The organism is Peribacillus sp. RS7 (assembly GCF_041956845.1).
Lineage (GTDB): Bacteria > Bacillota > Bacilli > Bacillales > DSM-1321 > Peribacillus.
Map to the genome: position 1 here is coordinate 5382653 of NZ_CP168135.1, position 18859 is coordinate 5401511.

The 18859-nt window shown below is 36.1% G+C and carries 14 protein-coding genes and 1 pseudogene; 4 read left to right on the forward strand and 11 right to left on the reverse strand.

Annotated features, from left to right (window positions below):
- Nucleotides 1-248: 248 nt before the first annotated feature.
- The 3 genes and pseudogenes from ACDZ29_RS26610 to ACDZ29_RS26620 form a co-directional block, all read right to left on the reverse strand.
- The gene (locus tag ACDZ29_RS26610) at nucleotides 249-1082 is read right to left on the reverse strand and encodes a radical SAM protein (RefSeq protein WP_375089286.1); all 834 of its coding nucleotides are present in this window, start codon (nucleotides 1080-1082) and stop codon (nucleotides 249-251) included.
- A 60-nt stretch (nucleotides 1083-1142) separates the two neighbouring features.
- A pseudogene (locus ACDZ29_RS26615) lies at nucleotides 1143-1429 on the reverse strand (glycine betaine ABC transporter substrate-binding protein); the annotation flags it as partial.
- A gap of 185 nt (nucleotides 1430-1614) precedes the next feature.
- The gene (locus tag ACDZ29_RS26620) at nucleotides 1615-2859 is read right to left on the reverse strand and encodes a nitrate/nitrite transporter (RefSeq protein WP_370015492.1); all 1245 of its coding nucleotides are present in this window, start codon (nucleotides 2857-2859) and stop codon (nucleotides 1615-1617) included.
- A gap of 844 nt (nucleotides 2860-3703) precedes the next feature.
- Here ACDZ29_RS26620 and accD point away from each other — a divergent pair.
- Together accD and ACDZ29_RS26630 are read left to right on the forward strand one after the other, a co-directional pair.
- Nucleotides 3704-4531, forward strand: a complete 828-nt coding sequence (gene accD, locus ACDZ29_RS26625; protein ID WP_375089288.1) for an acetyl-CoA carboxylase, carboxyltransferase subunit beta — start codon at nucleotides 3704-3706, stop codon at nucleotides 4529-4531.
- Entirely contained in the window at nucleotides 4528-5490 is a 963-nt protein-coding gene (locus tag ACDZ29_RS26630) for an acetyl-CoA carboxylase carboxyltransferase subunit alpha (RefSeq protein WP_375089290.1), read from the forward strand. The genes accD and ACDZ29_RS26630 overlap by 4 nt, the downstream gene beginning before the upstream one ends.
- A 438-nt stretch (nucleotides 5491-5928) precedes the next feature.
- Here the strand turns inward: ACDZ29_RS26630 and ACDZ29_RS26635 are convergent, their stop codons facing one another.
- Both ACDZ29_RS26635 and ACDZ29_RS26640 read right to left on the reverse strand, forming a co-directional pair.
- Complete coding sequence (locus tag ACDZ29_RS26635) at nucleotides 5929-7158, reverse strand: NAD(P)/FAD-dependent oxidoreductase (protein WP_375089291.1); 1230 nt, start codon at nucleotides 7156-7158, stop codon at nucleotides 5929-5931.
- A gap of 409 nt (nucleotides 7159-7567) precedes the next feature.
- Nucleotides 7568-8203: an FMN-dependent NADH-azoreductase gene (locus ACDZ29_RS26640; RefSeq protein WP_289325480.1), complete on the reverse strand. Its 636-nt coding sequence runs from the start codon at nucleotides 8201-8203 to the stop codon at nucleotides 7568-7570.
- A 520-nt stretch (nucleotides 8204-8723) separates the two neighbouring features.
- Here ACDZ29_RS26640 and ACDZ29_RS26645 point away from each other — a divergent pair.
- Together ACDZ29_RS26645 and ACDZ29_RS26650 are read left to right on the forward strand one after the other, a co-directional pair.
- On the forward strand, nucleotides 8724-9542 hold the full coding sequence (locus ACDZ29_RS26645; protein WP_375091225.1) for a histidinol-phosphatase: 819 nt from the start codon (nucleotides 8724-8726) through the stop codon (nucleotides 9540-9542).
- 397 nt (nucleotides 9543-9939) lie between these two features.
- Nucleotides 9940-10110, forward strand: coding sequence for a hypothetical protein (locus ACDZ29_RS26650; RefSeq protein WP_375089292.1), 171 nt, complete (start codon nucleotides 9940-9942; stop codon nucleotides 10108-10110).
- A 780-nt stretch (nucleotides 10111-10890) separates the two neighbouring features.
- Here the strand turns inward: ACDZ29_RS26650 and ACDZ29_RS26655 are convergent.
- The 6 genes from ACDZ29_RS26655 to agaV all read right to left on the reverse strand — a co-directional run bounded on the left by ACDZ29_RS26655 (nucleotide 10891) and on the right by agaV (nucleotide 18657).
- Nucleotides 10891-14823 carry a discoidin domain-containing protein gene (locus ACDZ29_RS26655; RefSeq protein WP_375089293.1) on the reverse strand — a complete coding sequence of 1311 codons (3933 nt, stop codon included), beginning with the start codon at nucleotides 14821-14823 and terminating at the stop codon, nucleotides 10891-10893.
- Nucleotides 14824-14917: 94 nt separating this feature from the next.
- A complete protein-coding gene (gene nagA / locus ACDZ29_RS26660) occupies nucleotides 14918-16033 on the reverse strand; it encodes an N-acetylglucosamine-6-phosphate deacetylase (protein WP_375089294.1) in 1116 nt (371 codons plus the stop codon).
- A gap of 57 nt (nucleotides 16034-16090) precedes the next feature.
- Nucleotides 16091-16507 carry a PTS sugar transporter subunit IIA gene (locus tag ACDZ29_RS26665; protein WP_375089295.1) on the reverse strand — a complete coding sequence of 139 codons (417 nt, stop codon included), beginning with the start codon at nucleotides 16505-16507 and terminating at the stop codon, nucleotides 16091-16093.
- A 47-nt stretch (nucleotides 16508-16554) separates the two neighbouring features.
- Nucleotides 16555-17370 carry a PTS system mannose/fructose/sorbose family transporter subunit IID gene (locus tag ACDZ29_RS26670; RefSeq protein WP_375089296.1) on the reverse strand — a complete coding sequence of 272 codons (816 nt, stop codon included), beginning with the start codon at nucleotides 17368-17370 and terminating at the stop codon, nucleotides 16555-16557.
- Nucleotides 17360-18136, reverse strand: coding sequence for a PTS N-acetylgalactosamine transporter subunit IIC (gene agaW, locus ACDZ29_RS26675; RefSeq protein WP_375089297.1), 777 nt, complete (start codon nucleotides 18134-18136; stop codon nucleotides 17360-17362). Before agaW ends, ACDZ29_RS26670 begins: the two co-directional genes overlap by 11 nt.
- Nucleotides 18137-18177: 41 nt before the next feature.
- Nucleotides 18178-18657 (reverse strand): PTS N-acetylgalactosamine transporter subunit IIB, encoded by a 480-nt coding sequence (gene agaV, locus ACDZ29_RS26680; RefSeq protein ID WP_375089298.1) that lies wholly within the window; start codon nucleotides 18655-18657, stop codon nucleotides 18178-18180.
- Between the last annotated feature and the right edge of the window lie 202 nt (nucleotides 18658-18859).

Below are 18859 nucleotides of genomic sequence, written 5' to 3' on the forward strand. Positions count from 1 at the left end.
AACGCCCTTGTTTTTTCTTTAACTACTTTATTAATAATATAAATAGTTTTTTCTTAAATTCAATGTCAAACGATGTCATAATTATTAAGTGTGATAGATTGGCCCAACCTTCCTTACTATTAATTCTTCACAAACCCAGCACACGTATGAACAGTGATTCTCTAAAAGGTCACATACTTCCTAACGAGTCGTTGTTACTTAACTTTACTTTACTTTCAATTTCGATAATCCTACTCAAAACAGGAACTTTATTTTGGGAAAGCCTCTGTTTTTGAAACTCGTATTATGTCACTAGGAAAGTACTTTTTAAAATATTTAACCACCATTACATGTATATCCTCCCGATACCATTTCGAGAGTCCATGTTCTTTAAATAATTCTGGCATTCCTAATCTCCTTGAACGTTTACCCATCGTACCATCGCCAATAATTAAAGTATCAATCCAAATATGATCCACGATTCCATCTAAAACTTTTGGGAAATCCGGGCTAAATGGCATTACGGGAGAAATCGAAACTTGGGTGGATATTCCGGCGTCATGTACCTCTTTTAAAGCTTTAGTACGCAGCTTAACTCCTGGTGCATAAGGAGAGAAAATTCGCTTTATATCTTCCCTATCTGTTTCAATCGTCATGGAAACAAGGACTCTACATTTTTTTTTCAATTTTACTAATAAATCAATATCCCTAATTATCAGTGGACTTCGAGTTTGGATTTGAAGAAAGTCAGGAGGATTTTTAATCATCTCTTCCAGGATTGCCCGTGTAATGTTTGTTTTCCGTTCAATTGGCTGGTATGGATCTGTTGCGGAAGACATAAATATATTCACAGTTTTGCTTTTTCCGCGAAGTGTTAAGATCTCCTTCCGGTAAATTTCTGCAGCGTTTGTTTTTATGTCCACCCATTCCCCCCAAGGAACTCCCTTAAATTTTTGAATGGGCATTTCTCTGACATAACAGTACCTGCAAGAAAATGCACATCCACTGTAGGGATTTAATGAATGTGTAAATCCAACTTCCAAATAACCCTTTGCCTCAGTGAGGATTTTCTTTGAAAGAATTTCCTTTGTTTCTATTATCATTTGAATTCTCCTCTCGTATTTATAGACGGATGAAATGCTGTCTGGTTATTTACGTCTAGTTCAGCAAATGATTTTTTCTAAAAACTCTTTGGCGCTATTCGCCTCTTTCTTCTCTGCGGCTACTTCGTAATTCATTTTTCTCATTTCGTCATCGGTAATTTTATCAGACAATTTATTCAAAATTCCTTTTAACTCTGGGTATTCTTCTAATGTCTCTCGCTTTAACAATGGTGCTCCTTGATAGCTTGATAGGGAGAGAATTAATGTTTGTCGTCTTCCAATACTGTAAGATGATATTTTTGCAATTCACTATCTGTTGAATAGGCATCAAGTGCATTTATCTCTCCCAGTTTGTTTATAGTATTTTGATAAGTTCTATATAGCTAACTCGTTTGCTATAAGTGAAAAGGACATATTCTCCTTTACATATTGTTTTAACTATGTAAAGGAGAATATGTCTGGTAATTTTATAAAAACTTACTTTTTAGAACTTGGACGTTTACAAATCGGACCTTTATAACTGAAATATATATTAAAACGTTTTTTTCTCTTTGATCAAAATGACACCTAACAATCCCATCAAAGAAAATATGACAGGTATGAGAAATCCATAATGATAGCCCACATCTATAGAATGCCGAGGAAATAGATCCAGTACATTTCCGAAAACACTAGGCAACAACACGGCACTTAAGAATCCACCCATATTGGCAAATCCAGAAACAACACCTACTTGTTGAATAGGAAATGATTCCCGTACCACTGCAAAAGTCAAAGAGCTAGCTCCATTTCCAAAACCTATGATAAATAGTAAAACCACCACCATTATAAATGGAGGTTTTACGCCGGAGAAGAACAACCCACTCCAACTGCATAAGACAATTAGATGGATAAAGGTGTAGACCTTTTTGATAGAACCCAGCCGGCTTGTAATCCAGCTAATTAAAGGGCCTCCTATGATGGCTCCAAAAAGACCATACATAATAAGCTGGCTTGCCCCTGAACGAGACATTTCAAACACATGAATTCCATAGGGAACTCCCCACGAACCGATGAATCCTATATATGTGCCAACAACTCCAAAGTGGCAAAAGAAAGTGGCCCAGGCTTGACGGGTAGAAAATATTCGGCGTAGAATCGACCAAACACCTTCCCGGTCTTTAATTAGAATTTCCTTGGCTTTGGAATCAACTTTAAATATTTGTTTTGGTTTCGATACAAGAACGACATACAGAAGATATGATGAAAGCACTAAAATAATTCCTATGCTAAGGAATGGGGTTCTCCAACCAGCGAATGAAATCCACATGGAAAAAGGAACGGTAGCTGATAACGAACCAAGGCTCGCAACCATGGCAACCAGGCCTAATAATTTTACAAATTCCTGTGCCTTAAACCATTGGCTTAATATTAAAACCAAGTTGACAAAAATGGTGGCATCTCCAATTCCAACTAATAACCGGGAGAAAATCAACACATATTCATTGGGAGAAAGGCTGTATATTAGGCTTCCCAGCCCATTAAGGAGTGTGCCGATAATGAGAAATCGATTGGGGCCATATCTGTCTGATAAAAGACCAACCGGTATTTGTAATCCTGCATAGGCTAAAAATTGAATGCCGCTCATAAGACCTATGGTAGAAGCGGAAACATGAAAATCCTTCATCAATTGATCGGTAATAAGACCAGGAGCCGTTCTTTGGCTCACAATTAAAAAGTAAGCAAATAAAACGGTGCCAAATACCACCCATCTATAACCGCTTTCTTGTTTATTCATCTTTATGTATCGCCTCCCGTCTAAACCTCATCCTCCCCACAAACAAAATCAATGCAGCGTGAGCACATACCGCTCTCATACATGAAACCCCCAATTAATCTAATTCAAGCACTGGATGCCACATAGGGCTCTTCGATTTATTCAAATTAGGTGACATCCATCACATTATAAACAGCGTGACCGCCATAATTCAGAATTTCTTTTTGTAATTTTCTAAACAAACTTCGCGATGAGCTACCGATACCAGCTTCGCACCCTTAGATGCAAGCTCCTTTGAAGCGGCTTCTCCATTGCCCCTGGAGGCGTAATAAAGACAACTTTATCTTGAAAATTAGACATACTGCATATCATCATTTTAGTTTTACCCACTTTTGGAGCAAAATGTACGATTATTTTTGGTGCGGTGATAATTCCTTGGATTTTAATCCCTACGATGCATATATAGTGAATCACACGATAGGAGTTTATTCCAATTATATGATTTCCCCCTCATTACACCTAGGTACATATGTCCATTTAATTGTAATGAACTGCTTAACCCATTCCATTACTTTAGTAATTGCATATGATACCTCTATCCTCTTTTCAGAAAGAGAAAGAAGTTTTTAATACTTTTATAAGTACAAGCCTATGTAATTCCCGTCAATATAACCCTGTGTTTCTGATTCATTCATACCTTTTTTCTCCTCCCAGTAAATGTATTATACAGGAAAAGTAAAATCATAATGAAGGACCGACAATAAAGTTTCATTCTCTACAATTACTATGATTTTAAAAAGTTTTATAAAAATATCGCGCTCCTTTTTTTACATAATTGGGAGCGTAACTTGTTATAGGAGGATTGATGAAGGTGTATCCAATAAAGAGAGAAAATATCGAATCGGACTCTTTTACTTGTAAATCGTGTGGGGAAACGTATGATCACTCTCTTATGAAAATGAATTTGAATGTTTGTCCTAAGTGCCAATATCACTACCCCGTAACAGCTTATGACCGCATTTCAATGATTACAGATAGTAATTCTTTTTCGGAATTCAATAAATGTTTAACTTCCGTTGACCCGTTATCCTTCCCTGAATATAAAGATAAATTAGTTTCTGATAAGAAAAAGACTTCATTATATGATGGGGTCATTACTGGGGAAGCTTCCATAGGCGGCTATCCGGTTGTCATTTGTGTCATGGATTCTCGCTTCCGTATGGGTAGCATGGGCTCAGCCGTGGGTGAAAAAATCACAAGATCCATTGAAGAATCATTAAAAACCCGAAAACCATTAATAATATTTTCAGCAAGCGGTGGAGCTCGGATGCAAGAAGGGATTCTTAGCCTTATGCAGATGGCGAAAACAAGTGGTGCTTTAGAAAAACTAAACTATGAAAAAATTCTTTTCGTATCCGTTTTGACGAATCCTACAACAGGGGGCGTTTCTGCTAGTTTCGCTTCATTAGGCGATATCAATATTGCCGAACCACAAGCTTTAATTGGCTTTGCAGGTAGACGCATAATTGAACAGACTATAAGAGAAGAACTCCCGGAAAATTTCCAAACCTCTGAATTTTTATTAGAACACGGTCAACTGGATATGGTTGTAAATAGAAGTGCATTAAGACAATCATTAACAACCATTTTAAAAATCCATCATCTAAACTTCAAGGAGTGCCTTGAACGATGAATTTTCAAGAATTAAAAAAACTAGAAAACCATATTGCCGAACTGAAAGAGATGTCAGCAAATCATAATCTTGACCTTTCCGAAATATTAAATAATCTTGAGCAAAAAGCCATTGAAATCAAAAATCATCTTTATGAAAATATGGAAGTTTGGGATAAAATTAAACTATCTAGAATTCAACAACGCCCTACTACTTTAGATTTCATCCATCATATTTTTGAAGACTTTCTTGAACTACATGGTGACAGACTTTTTGGGGATGACCCTGCTATGGTTTCAGGAATAGCTACCTTCGAGGGAATGCCTATTACTGTAATAGGAAATCAAAAAGGGAAAAATACAAAAGACAATATCCATCGTCGTTTTGGCATGTCGCAACCTGAAGGCTACAGAAAAGCTCTAAGAATTATGCAACAAGCCAATAAGTTCAATAGACCTATCGTAACATTTATTAATACGTCTGGAGCCTTCCCGGGTCGTGAAGCAGAAGAACGTGGACAATCTGAAGCTATTGCCCGCAACCTTCGTGAAATGGCTGGCTTTGGAGTGCCCATAATCTGTATTATTATTGGTGAAGGTGGGAGTGGTGGCGCTTTGGCTTTAGGTATCGGCAATCGAATCTTCATGCTAGAAAACACATTTTATTCGGTTATATCGCCTGAAGGAGCAGCAGCATTATTATGGAAGGATGCCACACAAGCAAAACGCGCAGCTGAAGTATTGAAAATTACGGCTAAGGATTTGATGAAACTAGGCGTGATTGATGAAATCATAAAAGAACCAGTTGGAGGAGCACATATTGACCTCCCTCTTCAATCGCATTATATCCAAGAAACTCTACGAAAAGCATTGCAAGAACTTGGTCATTTAGATAAAGGCATTTTACGCCAACAACGTTATGATAAATTCCGCAAAATTGGTGAGTATATGGACGAAATACTGGTTAAACGTGATAATTAACTAAATCGCGGAGTATTTTCATGTTGGATTTCAATTCAATTGAAAATCGCCAAACTTCGGTATTTTGTATGCTAAGCAAATCCCAGCAAAAAAGAGCCGTTTCCTGTACGTAAGGAAATGACTTTTTTTATTTCTCTAATTTGTGCCATGGCACCTGGTGAAAAAAGTACCAACCGTAGCTTTGAAATAAAGATTTATTAACCGTTCCTCTTGATCCCCCATATTAGGGGTAGCACCACTGATGCAGGCTCAATAGGTTAAGCTGTATTGTGTAAACCGGGGCAACTTTACCAAGAGGATACGCTTTCCAAAATGAGATTGAACTGCTTTATAATTTGTTTGAATTAGTCCTATCTTAAAATGAACAGCATATTGTCGCTCTATCTTTATTAGTGAATTATTTTTGTACTTGAATCACTTTATTTTTTAGAAATATCGCTAGATTGACTGCATGATTCGTACAAGTTCTTTTTCTAAAACAACGGGCTCATTTGCGTAATTGTAAATCCCTAAAAACTTCTCTATGGCCTCTGGATGGGAACTGATTAGCTTGTTGACAGCATCCTGTTGTTCAGATATGCGTTCGTTCTTGGAAATTTGGCATCCCATGTGAAACCGAACCATAAACTCATCTTCCATTGCCTTTTGATATTCTTCAGACATTTGATTTGATTGATCTGATTGTCCCTTATATTTTAATAGAATATTGGATAATATACGTGCCCCACATATAGCATCATGGATACCCTGCGCCATGCCAGGATCTTTAAAACATACCGCATCTCCAACTAACGCCCATCCTTTTCCCATTCCTTTATACCAGTAATTATCATAGCCTTGAATGCCTTTGACCGGTTCTTCTAGTTTTGCATTTTTCAAGCGGGCCCCAATTGTTGTATTCGGAAAGTTATCTGTTAAGAGATTGCGTAGACCGCTTTCCGGATTTAATTTCAACCGTTCTATCAATTCCTTATTTCCTAATGGGAAAATGCCGACAATAACATATAAATCATCATTCGTCGGAAAGAGAATGGCTGTGTTATCTTTTAACTTGTATACTTCGAATTTAGGAACATTATCATGGCAAAATCCAGAGAAATACCCAAAATAGATGCCGACTGTTGCCGGAATACTTATTTTGAGTTCACTTTTTACCAGCTTGCGAATAATAGAGGATCGGCCGTCTGCACCGACTACCAGGCGAGCTGAAAATTCTTGTTTCTCGTTGTTGCTGTCTAAACCTTTCACGCCTATTACTGTTTCGTCTTCACGGATGACATCCGTCACACGAAATCCTTCTAAAACAGTTACATTCATTTGAGATTTGGCATGTTCAAGTAGGATATGATCGAGATAAGTGCGTCTAATGCAATAACAACTGTCCTCTCCGTAAACCTCAGGGATGAGACCTTCTATCACGGTATCCTCAAATTGAAATTTAATATCCCGTACCGGTGGTGCTTTTGTTTCCAATAACTTGTCCAGGACACCTATTTCTCGAAGAAGAGCGACAGTATTATTGAAAAAGGTATGGGTTGATAATGTGTCCCTTGGAAAAGTCGATCGGTCCACTAACAACACATGGAAACCAGCCTTAGCAAGATAAATTGCCAAGGTAGAGCCGGCACATCCAGCACCGGTAATGATGACATCATACATCTTATTCATCGTATCACTCCATTTCTAAGTACAATTATTAACTTGCATTTCCATTTGCAGAGTTCTAAAGTTAATGCTCCTAAGAGTTAAAGCAATGGGGAAAATTGATAAGAATATTCTTCATACATAAAGTATGGAAAATAAAACGAAATAAGTACAGAGAATTCCAAAGTCGATCTCCTCTACGTTTAGGATCGACTTTATTACTTCTTCATATAGAACATTAAGAAATTAAATTATCAGGCGAAATTTTAACAAGCCAAAATACTAAAGCAACAATAATAAATACCCACTAAATAAAAGAAATACGAATTTATTAGAGAAATGCCCCTGATTGATGAAGTAAGAATAAATAAATCCAGATATTACTTTTAATTATGCAAAAAACAAAGAGCCAACAAGTTGTTGACTCTTTGTTTTAAAAAGTAGATGCTAAATCTTTTGATCGTGCAATGGCATTTTCTTTAATTTCTTGTGCTTTATCAGGCATTGCAGCATGTCCTTCAACGAATATACCTTCAAAGGAGGGCACTCCGAAGAATTGCATAATGATATTTAGATATCGGTGACCCATTTCCATTTCAGCTGCAGGTCCTTCGGAATAAATACCACCACGAGCTTGAATATGTAAGGCTTTCTTATCAGTTAAAAGACCAACTGGGCCTTGTTCGGTGTATTTAAATGATTTTCCTGCTACACAAACGGAATCAATATATGCTTTCAATACTGGAGGGAATGAAAAATTCCATAAAGGTGTTACAAATATATATTTATCGGCAGCTATAAATTGCTCACATAACTCTGAGAGACGACTGACTTTTGCTTTCTCTTCCGACGAAAGTTCTTCAAAGCCCTTTCCAGATTGAAGTTTCCCCCAACCACTGAAAACATCTACATCGATCTCAGGAATATTTTCTTTATAAAGGTCAATATTCACAATCTCATGGCTAGGATTAACTTCTTTATAAGTGTCAATAAATGCTTTTCCAACGGCCATACTGTAAGATTGTTTGTCATCATGGGGATGAGCTGTGATGTACAATACCTTTGTCATTTTGTATCTTTCCTTTCTTTTTACATATTTGAACATTCTAGTTTGTCTAAGAAATCCTACATTTATACAAACCTCGAACTAAAAATGACCAATTCCTTGTACAATGCGCCCTTAAACAGAATAACCTTCTTCTAGCCGGTTCGTTTAAGACCAAATAATTTTAGTTCCTGGAAACTAAACCAATCTCCAATCATATTTTTTCGTGTTGACCAATTCGATTCTGCCTCTTGTTTCTACTAGGAACAACTCACAATGGATGTTGTGTAACCGACAAACATATGAAAATCCCCCGACTAAGAAATTTTCTGGCAGGTATAAAGTTGTTTTCAATGATAAGTGATGTGTATAAAATTATTTCCTTTAAAAAAAGGGGTATCACCAGCTAAAGTAAATCCATTCCCCGTCCATAAAACGGCAGATTTAAGGAAGGTATAAATCTTCTTACAATTTGTGAGAAAGAGTTTGAATTTTGGATATGATAAAACAAGACAATATGGTTGGTTTTAGGAGGCCTAAGGAAATGACGAATTCAATAAAATTTGATCTGCACACTCACCATCATCGCTGTGGGCATGCTATCGGCACAATTGAGGATTATGTAAAGCAAGCCATCGAATACGAGTTGCATTATATTGGGATTTCAGATCATTCTCCATATTTTTATAGTGAGGACGACCATCTCTACCCAACTATTGCAATGGCAAAAAGTGAACTTGTCCCTTATATTGAGGAAGTACATCGTTTAAAAGAGAAATATGAAGGTAAAATTCACGTGTTATTAGGAATGGAAAGTGATTTCTTCCCTGATCACATTGAAGTCTACCGTGATCAATATCTTTTACACCCTTTTGACTACATAATTGGATCTGTTCATTATGTTCAAGACATTAGCATTTTTAAAAAAGGGCGTTGGAATGGTTTGACCTCAAAAGAACAGTCAAGAATCAAGGATGAATACTATGAATTAATACAGAAATCAGCAAAAAGCGGAGTGTTTCAAATCTTAGGCCATATTGATGCAATGAAGGGGTTTTATCCAGCCTTTTCATCCATTGAAACAGACAGTATTGAAAAAACGTTGAAAATCATTAGTCAAGAAGATATCGCCATTGAGATCAATACTTCTGGTAAAACAAAAGATTGTGGTGGATGGTATCCAGCGGATGACATTTTAGAACGAGCACTTTTCTATAATGTGAAGGTAACATTTGGATCAGATTCCCATACACCTGAACGTATTGGTGATGAATTTGAATTAGTCCAAAAAAGACTAAAGGAGATTGGCTTTTCTGAGTGGGCTTACTTTGTTAATAAGCAAAGGATTCTCACTCCACTTTAACCTTCCCGTCAATAGGATTAGAACTGGGCCGATCACTAGAGCGTCCTGTCACAATGTGTATCGGAGGGATGGATTGATGTTTTTCAATCCTTTTGCTACTAAGAAGGTCGAAGAACAAAAAATAATTCGTGGACAGGAATCGATAATGAATCCTGCCTGGAATTAATTTCATTACACCCCTCATCAGATCAATGAATCGGTACCAATCTTTTTTATGAACATAAAATAATCATTATGCATTCTGTAATAAAAATTATAGCACTTTTGCTTACAATTTCTTACCCGTTCATTTCAACGAATTCGAGTCATCGCCGATATTTTTTAGCATAAAATTATAATATATAGGGAATTAATAACTTACCATTCGTTAATCTTATAAAAAGGAGTTGATCTGGGTATGATTGATAACCCATTGCGTAAAGAGAATGACGAAACCTCTGTAGAGTCAGTTGAAGGTGAGGCTGTAATTAACTCTACTATAGGGCGATCCGAAGCCCCTCCCATAACTCAGTCAAAAAATCCTGAATTCGATCTTTTTGGTACAGGATTAAATGGGTATCCGTTTTAATTCAAACTTCCTATTCAATTTACCTTCAGAACATATTGAATGGTATTAGAGGATTAGATATCAAGACCTACATTATAAATACCTATAAAATATAGAAGAGCACATATTGTCACGTATAATATGTGCTTTCCATTTATTAAATTCAAGCGCCCTTTTCTGGAATAAAGCTGGTGTACCTAAATGTTAATTAACTTTATATTATTAATGAGTATATATAAATGCAGTTTAATATCATTGTTAATTTCTTTATTTGGATTTCCTTAACGTTGTAAATCCGCATTTTCCTAACGCTAGCCCTTTAAGGAATTGGCCACTATAATATCATAAGTGACAATAGTTTTACCCTTTTAAAAAAGGAAAGTATAGTTAGTGCATTTTACTTTACATACTAAAAAAAATAGCCACTCTCTTAATGGTTAGAAAAGTGGCTGGTACACATTATTATTTATTTTAAATCTTTCATTTTAGGTGTCGCTCTTTGCTTATTGCCTCGGTCTCTTTTATTTTGAATTCTAATGCCATTATTCCAGATAAGCACTATTCTTAGCTATAAATTGAACTTCAGCAACAGATAGCATAAGAGGACCGCTATGTGATTCCTCAAAGGTAGTGAAATTCCATCTTCAGATGTTATACTCCATTTCAATTCGGCCAATGAACCCTCACTTAGATCTCCATCTATAGGTTGTCAAAAGCGGCAACTCCACCTTGCATTTTTTCTAATTCTCCTGTAACAGTCAGATCCCTTTTCGTTATTGATAATTTCTTAGGCTCTTCAGGTTAGTCTATCTCACCTGGTTCTTCACCTGGAATTAACACTTCTCCAATTTTATCAATTGAGTCAAAAGCTGTATTAACCAGTAAGGACCTTGTAATTGGCATATCAAAATCAATATCTTTCTTAGCCTTGAGCCTTATGGTGGCTAATGTATTTTTACCCTCTAATGTTTGTTGAGATCCTTTATGGGAAAATGCCGCCATAATCCGTTGCTCTGTATTTCCTATACCTGCAAGTATTGAGTAATTTAACATACCTTTAGTTACATGGGTTGGTTGAACAATACTTGAATCACATGTACCATCTGCTTGACATTCCTTAACCAATTCATATTTTTTCGGATCTAACTTCAACTCTAAATTAAAGGCATTGATATCCTTTAATCCCACTCCAATTATTTCCACTAAAAATTCCTCTCCTGCCTTTAACTGTTGTTTACTAGGTCTAATATCTAGTAAACCAGCAATTGGCCGACCTGTTGCTATAAGTGGTGTTTTTCCCAGTTGCCCTGCTACATACATTAAATCATAAGCATCAATTACCCCATTGTAATTAATATCAACCTTTGCTACCTGATCCCATGCTGTATCTGTGTTTTCAACCCCCATGTAGCTAGCAAAGAATAGTAGATCTTCATCATCAATTGCACCATTTGGTATATTTTCACCTACAACGGTTCCTTCTGTTTTATCTTTTTTATATGGTCTAAATTCTTGAGCAGAACCAAATCTTCCTACAGCATCAGTAATTGTCAACTTAATGTATCTAGCTGTCACGCTATCGTTAAAAGAAATCGTTTTAACATCCTTATTTCTTTCGAATGTACCATTAGTGACAATATTTTTGTACGTTTTACCATCTAAACTGACATCTAAATTATATTTTAAGATGGTTCCATTTCCAGCATCAGGTCTTGGAAGATACTCTAGCTTATCTAATTGGTAAGCTAACTTCATATCAATTTCATAGGTATGAGGCAATACATTCCCATCAGACCATTCAGTATGCCATAAAGTATTATCGTCACCATCTACAGCTTTAGATCCTTCGTTGCCCGGTTGTTCACTACTTGCTTTTGCTGTCATATTCTTCGGTACGTTTCGATATCGATCAAGCTTTGTTCTAGCTTTAACTTCATCACTCCAAATTGATACTCCCTTTGAGTTTGCTGCTCTGACTCTGTAAGAATATTCTGTATCAGCTGTTAATCCTGAATGAACATAGAAAGGTACTTGTTCACTATCGGTTGCCTTAAACACATTTGTATAAATTACACCATTAATCAATAAATCATAAGTATTCTTACCATCAACTTTATCCCAATTTAATTTGATACTTTTATCCGTAATGTTTACATCTTTTGCTCCTAGGCCTGTTGGAACATTTGGCACTGCTTCATCTACTACATCCTTAACTTGGGTATTATTGAAACCATCTACTATTAATTTAATAGTATTTGCTGAAACATCAGTTTTCCCAACCTTAACATAGAGTTTAGGTGATGTAGTAATCTTAGTTTTTTTAAATTCTGAGTTCTTTGTAGAATATTTATTAAAGGTTGGATTTTCATTAAAGAAATAAACATTATCAGAACTTTTGTATTCTTCTTCCGTTGTGACTTCTCTTAATACAACATCTTTACCTCCAACTTTAACAGATACATTCTTTGGATTTTTACGTGTATTTACTATAAATTCTGTACCTCTATTCTTAACTATGCCGGTATACCCTTTTCCTTTAGCCTTCCCGACAGTTATAACAACTCTTTCACCTTTAACATCTGAAGTGATATTGGTTCTAGTGTTTTTATCCTTTTTATATTCATTGGTTTCCCCATCATCCTCATATAATATAAATTTTGATTTACCCGATGGGTACACGTCAAATATTCTATTATCAGAGCCATCCAATTGATTAATGGAATTGTTTTCAGGTGACATTGGAATAATAGCACCAGCCTTAACAAATACAGGGGTCTTCCATAATGGAGCACTAAAATTATTGATGACTGAACCACCCTTATACTGATCACCAGTAAAATAATCGATCCAAATTTGATTCTCATCAGGAAGGTAAATTCCGTTTCTTACACCGGCTGTATGATCATTTTTATTATATACTGGTGCCACTAATAAATTAGGTCCCCACATATATTGATATTGTGTTTCTGTACCAAACGTATATGGATCATTCGGGTATTCTAACATCATTCCTCTAATCATAGGCATTGATTTTGATGTTGATTCTTCTGCAATCGTATAAATGTACGGCATCATTTGAGCCTTCAATTTTAGATACATTCTATTAATGGATGCATATGGTTCTCCATAATTCCAAGGATTTTTCGACTTACTATAATCGTCACCTGAAGATGCCCATCCATCCATATCTATTTGAATAGGAGTGAATGCCTTCCATTGGTAATCTCGTGTCTGGATGACTTTATCTCCTCCAAATATACCATCCATATCAGAACCAACATTTGGATTTCCTGATAAGCCTGCTCCAATGTAAGTTGGGATATGCATTCTTATATATTCCCAATCTCCGCCATATTGGTCACCAGACCATAATGATGCGTAACGTTGCGTACCTGCCCATCCATCAAGAGAAATGACGAAAGGACGTGCTCCTTGAGAGTTTTCTGCTTTTTGTATTCCTTCTGCTGCTTGACGAGTTGCATTTAAAGCCATTGAATAACCTTGTCCAACCCATGCAACATCAGTCTTTATTGCTCTTACACCAGCTTGAACTTCTCCGTCAAGGTCTCTGCGTAAAGGGCTATCTTCTGGTAAACTAGGATCTGGATATAGATTACTTTGTGTCCATAAGCCCACCTCAACATCTTTCGCATTAGCTTTTTCGACAAAACTCTTTAAATTGTCTAATCCGCCATAACCACAACCATACCCATCATTTGGTAAAAACCAACCTAGAGGCATATCATTACTGCCATATTCTTTTAAATTATTTAGTCCATTATTTAATAGTGTTCTTTGGTCCTTATGACCATTATGAGTTCCATTAAAGCAATCAGCCTTTCCTAAATAAAACCCATATTTCGGCATAAGAGCAGCTTTACCAGTTAATTCCGTATATTCACCAATGATCTCTGGAATTGAATCTTCTACAAAATAATAAGCATCAAATCTTTTTTCATCATGAGAAAAGGTGGCTGTCTTAGAAAAATTATAAACTCCTGGCTTAAACGTATTACGCATCACACCATAGCCTTCAGTACTTAAATAAAATGGAACTGGACTAGAAGCAGCACCTGCATCCCAACCACCACCAATCGCAATATTTATTGAAGTGTTTTTATGCGAATAGTATCCATTTTGTTGTCCGCCACCATAAAAATATTCATTGTCTTTTGTATCAAGAGTTTGCAATGTTTTATCATTATTATATTTAAGCGGCTCTTTTTCACTCCAAAGAACTTTGGATTTAGTTTTATCATATAAGCTCATCTTTGAAGTAGCTATTTCAATTCTTAACTCTATAGATTTTGTAGAAATCTTATAAAAATTAGCATCGCTTTTGTTAACCTTTACATTTATTTTTCCGTATTCTTTATTGTAATCGCTCACATTTTTGTCAATTATCCTTGTGACGTGATCTGGTTTATTCGGGGTCGGATATTCTGGAAAATCTCCTGCTGGGTCCAAGTGTAATCTAAATAGGTTATCCTTAAGGAAACTAATTTTTATTTTTTCACCTGTTGAAAAATCAAGATATACATCATTTCCGTCTCTTATGATTTTCGTTACTATGCCAATTTCCTTAAACGTTTCATTAGAAACAGCCGAATTATTTACACTATGATCGTCCAATGCTTTACCAGTTAAAGGAACCATCGTTAACCATAGGATGACTAATAAAAACAAGCTTGCAATTTTTTTAAGATTATTAGCAATCTTCATTTTTCTTAACAACAAAATATACCTCCCCTACAAATATTAATTATTCAAGGAAAAAAGGTACTGCGGGTTAAGCGGTAGCGTATTTTTTAATAGCATCTTCTTCATTTCAACCTCTTCTATACCTGACAACTCCATCAACAGCTGTAGCTTGAACATCTAACTTATCATTCAGGACTACGTAATCAGCTATTTTCCCACTTGATAGGCTACCGAATTTCTTATCTTTTCCTATGCTTGCTGCTGGTGATAATGAAGCACTGTGCCATATTTTATACAGTGGTTCACTACTCCAACTTTTTAAATTTTTGACTCCATCAATCAATTTCAAAGTGCTACCAGCTAATGATCCTGTTTCTGTTCGAGCCATACCATCTTTCATTACAACAGTGAATTCACCTAGTTGATATTTTCCATCAGGCATTAACCCTGCGCGCATACAGTCCGTAATTAGGACAAGCTTGTCCCCTTTTACACGTAATGCCAATGTTGCAATGTCTGGATGTACATGAAAACCATCACAAATTAATTCAGCAAATGTTTTAGAATTCGTTAATGCCGCACCTACCACACCTGGGTTACGATGATGTAATCCTGACATGCCGTTAAATAAATGGACAAAGTTTTGGGCACCCGCATTAATAGCCTTCTTACAGCAATCATGACTTGCGTTCGTATGTGCTATGCAGACAAATACACCTTCTTTACTTACATTATTAATAAAAGCTAACGTGTTTTCCCGTTCAGGAGCCAGGGCAATTTTTACAATAGTCCCTTCTGAAAGTCTCTTTAATTCTTGAAATTCCTTAAAATCCGGATCCCGAAAATAAAAAGAATTTTGTGCTCCTTTATGTTGTTCGGAAAAGTAGGGGCCTTCCAAGAAAATACCTTCTGATTGTGCGCCAGGCAGTCCTTGTCTGACCGCTTTTGTTACCGCGAAAATGGCTTGATTCAAATCTGTTTTAGACGATGTCAATGTTGTTGGTAAAAAACGCGTAACACCAAGTTGTAAAATTGCTTTCGAGATTTCCTGAACCGCTTCGATAGTTCCGTCCATTATGTCATAACCTTTGATTCCATGAATATGAGTGTCAAATAAACCCGGGGCAATTGTATGTCCACTCCAATCGACCACATAGGAATCTGAGGGAACCGTCTCTGAAAATCCACCAAATAATCCATTACTTACTTGCAAATATCCACCTGTTTTTTCTTCATTCTCCATTAAATATCGTTCTGCTTTGATATAATATTTCACCTAATATACGCTTCCTTTTTTTGCTTATATTCCAGCTACATCTTCTTCTGTTTGTTGCTGTATTTTTTTAAATTCCTTTATATTCTCTTTACCATCTTTTAAGATTTTATCGATAAATGCATTAAGACTGAGTTCTCGGTGAAATAATCCGCTCAACAACATAGGTAGGTTTGTTCCAGCTACTACTCGAATATTATCTTTACCTGAAGCAATCCTAGAACACACATTAAATGGAGTTCCACCCGCTAAGTCTGTAAAACATACCACTCCTGCTCCTGTTTCTACATTGTCAATAGCTTTAAATACAACTTGCTCTAATATTGTTACATCTTCTTCAAACGGAATAACCTCTACTTGCTTTATTTCTCCAACAATTAACTGAACCGACTCAAGCATTCCAGTTGGAAAAGAACCATGTCCTGTTAGCACAATTCCAATCATTTATTTCATCCTCTCTTATCAGTATTTTTTGTGTTAAGATATAAATATTATAAAATATTAAAGTAAGATCCAATTAAACCGACTACAACAGTTAGGCCAATCAGCATTAAAGGAGAACGCCCCTTTTTAAGTAACCAGTACATTAGTAACGTATATAATAACGGCAGTATCGCTGGCATTATCATATCTAATACATCTGTTTGGATATTTAATTTTGCGTCTCCGGATTTCCAAGTATATCCAACTTTAAATGCTACATAAGTGGCAATTAATCCACCAACTACTGTCAAACCTACAATTGATGCAGCGCGGGAAACGAATTTTGTACCATCTTTTAATTTCACAATTGCTTTAACACCTGTTTTATATCCATAGTTCATTAATCCGAACCGGACACCAAAGTGAATAATATTAAATGAGATTAAAAATACGATTGGTCCAATGGGGTTCCCCTCTACCGCTAATGAAGCACCAATACCCGCTGTAATCGGTAGTAAAGTAAGGTAAAACAATGCATCCCCTATACCACCAAGCGGACCCATCATAGCAACCCGAATACCACGAATAGCCTCTCTATCTTCTTTCTTTTGTTCCATGGCTAAAATCACACCCATAATAAATGTTACTAAAAACGGATGCGTATTAAAGAATTCCATATGGTCTTTCATTGATTTACTTAAATCTTTTTTATTTTTATGAATATGCCTTAGACCTGGTAAAATGGAGTACAGCCATCCAGCCGACTGCATACGTTCGTAGTTAAAAGATGCTTGTAAAAGTAAAGAGCGCCATACTAAGTTTCGTAATTGCTTCTGTTCTAAATCCGGAGCTTCAGATACATCTTCATATTTATTAGATGCCATCGGTGATTTCCTCCTCACTAGGCTGATATTTATCTGGACCTCGTTTTTCTTTGTTTTGGTAAAAATCATACAATGCGATTGCCAAACCAATTAATGCAATTGCCAAAATTGGCAATTTTAAATAAGCTGCTGCTACAAATCCTATAATAAAGAACATGATATATTCGACTTTCATCATAATTTTCAATAACATCGCAAATCCAATCGCTGGCATAATCCCTCCAGCAATGGACAATCCCCCAATAATCCATTGTGGTACTGTTTCAACAAATCCTGATGCTTTTTCTGCTCCGAAGAAAATGGGTAAAAACGCAATTACTGCATAGAATGTAAACAGAATTAACAAGCCTAAATAATTTATTCGTTCAATACCTTTATAGTTTGCTTCTAGTGCATATTGATCGGCTTTGTGCATCATTGGTGCAAATACTGTGAAAAATAAGGTAATTAATCCTTGTACAGCTACAGCAAACGGAATTGCCACCCCAACTGCAACATTTGGGTCCTGACCAGCAATAATACCAAATGCTGTTCCAATTACTCCTCCAATAACAACGTTCGGTGGTTGTGCACCAGCAAGTGGCACCATACCCATCCAAATTAACTCCAAAGTTCCTCCAACTATTAAACCAGTCTGAACGTCCCCTAAAATAAGACCAACTACTAGTCCCGTAACTACCGGACGGTGAATATGGGTTAATCCATTAAATAGATCGACACCTATAATCCCAGCCCATAAAGCAATTAATAATGCTTCGACTAACATAGGTTATCCCCCCAATAAAATTACTTTTATCCATTATTTTTTTAAAATAAATCTAATATATTTTGTCCCTTTTCGCTTGGTACTCTTCTTAAATCTAAATTCACTCCAAGTTCGCCTAGACGTTTAAATGCAGCGATATCTTTTTCATCAACAGATACAGTGGATGCAATCTGTTTTTTCCCTTCTTCATAATGCATGTTTCCAATATTCAACAGATCAATTGGCACTCCGCCTTCCTTTAGCGCCAATGCATCATGCACATCTATTACAACTAAGAATATTTTTTGACGAGGAGACGCTTTATGAATGACGTCAATCGTTTTTTGTATTGAAAAATAGCGTGATTGAATAACATCAGGCAATACCATATCCATTAAATTTTGTTGAACTTCATCTGTGGATACCTTGTCATTCGCAACGACAATTAAGTTTGCCCCCAAATGATTGACCCATGTAACCCCCACTTGTCCATGTATTAAACGATTATCAATTCTGGTTAATAAAATATTTGGAGCTGACATAAAATTCTTCCTTTCATAAAAGAAATTTTTTTCTACATTTTAAGATTTGAATTTCAACTTGGCTTTAGAGTAGGAATATCCCATTATTTAAAGTTATGAAATGTTACACCCTTACCAACACGATTTATCCGACCATTTGGACTTGGATTATCTGAAGTAATACCGAGTTGAATTGACTTTTTCATAGCCAGCGCTTAAACGA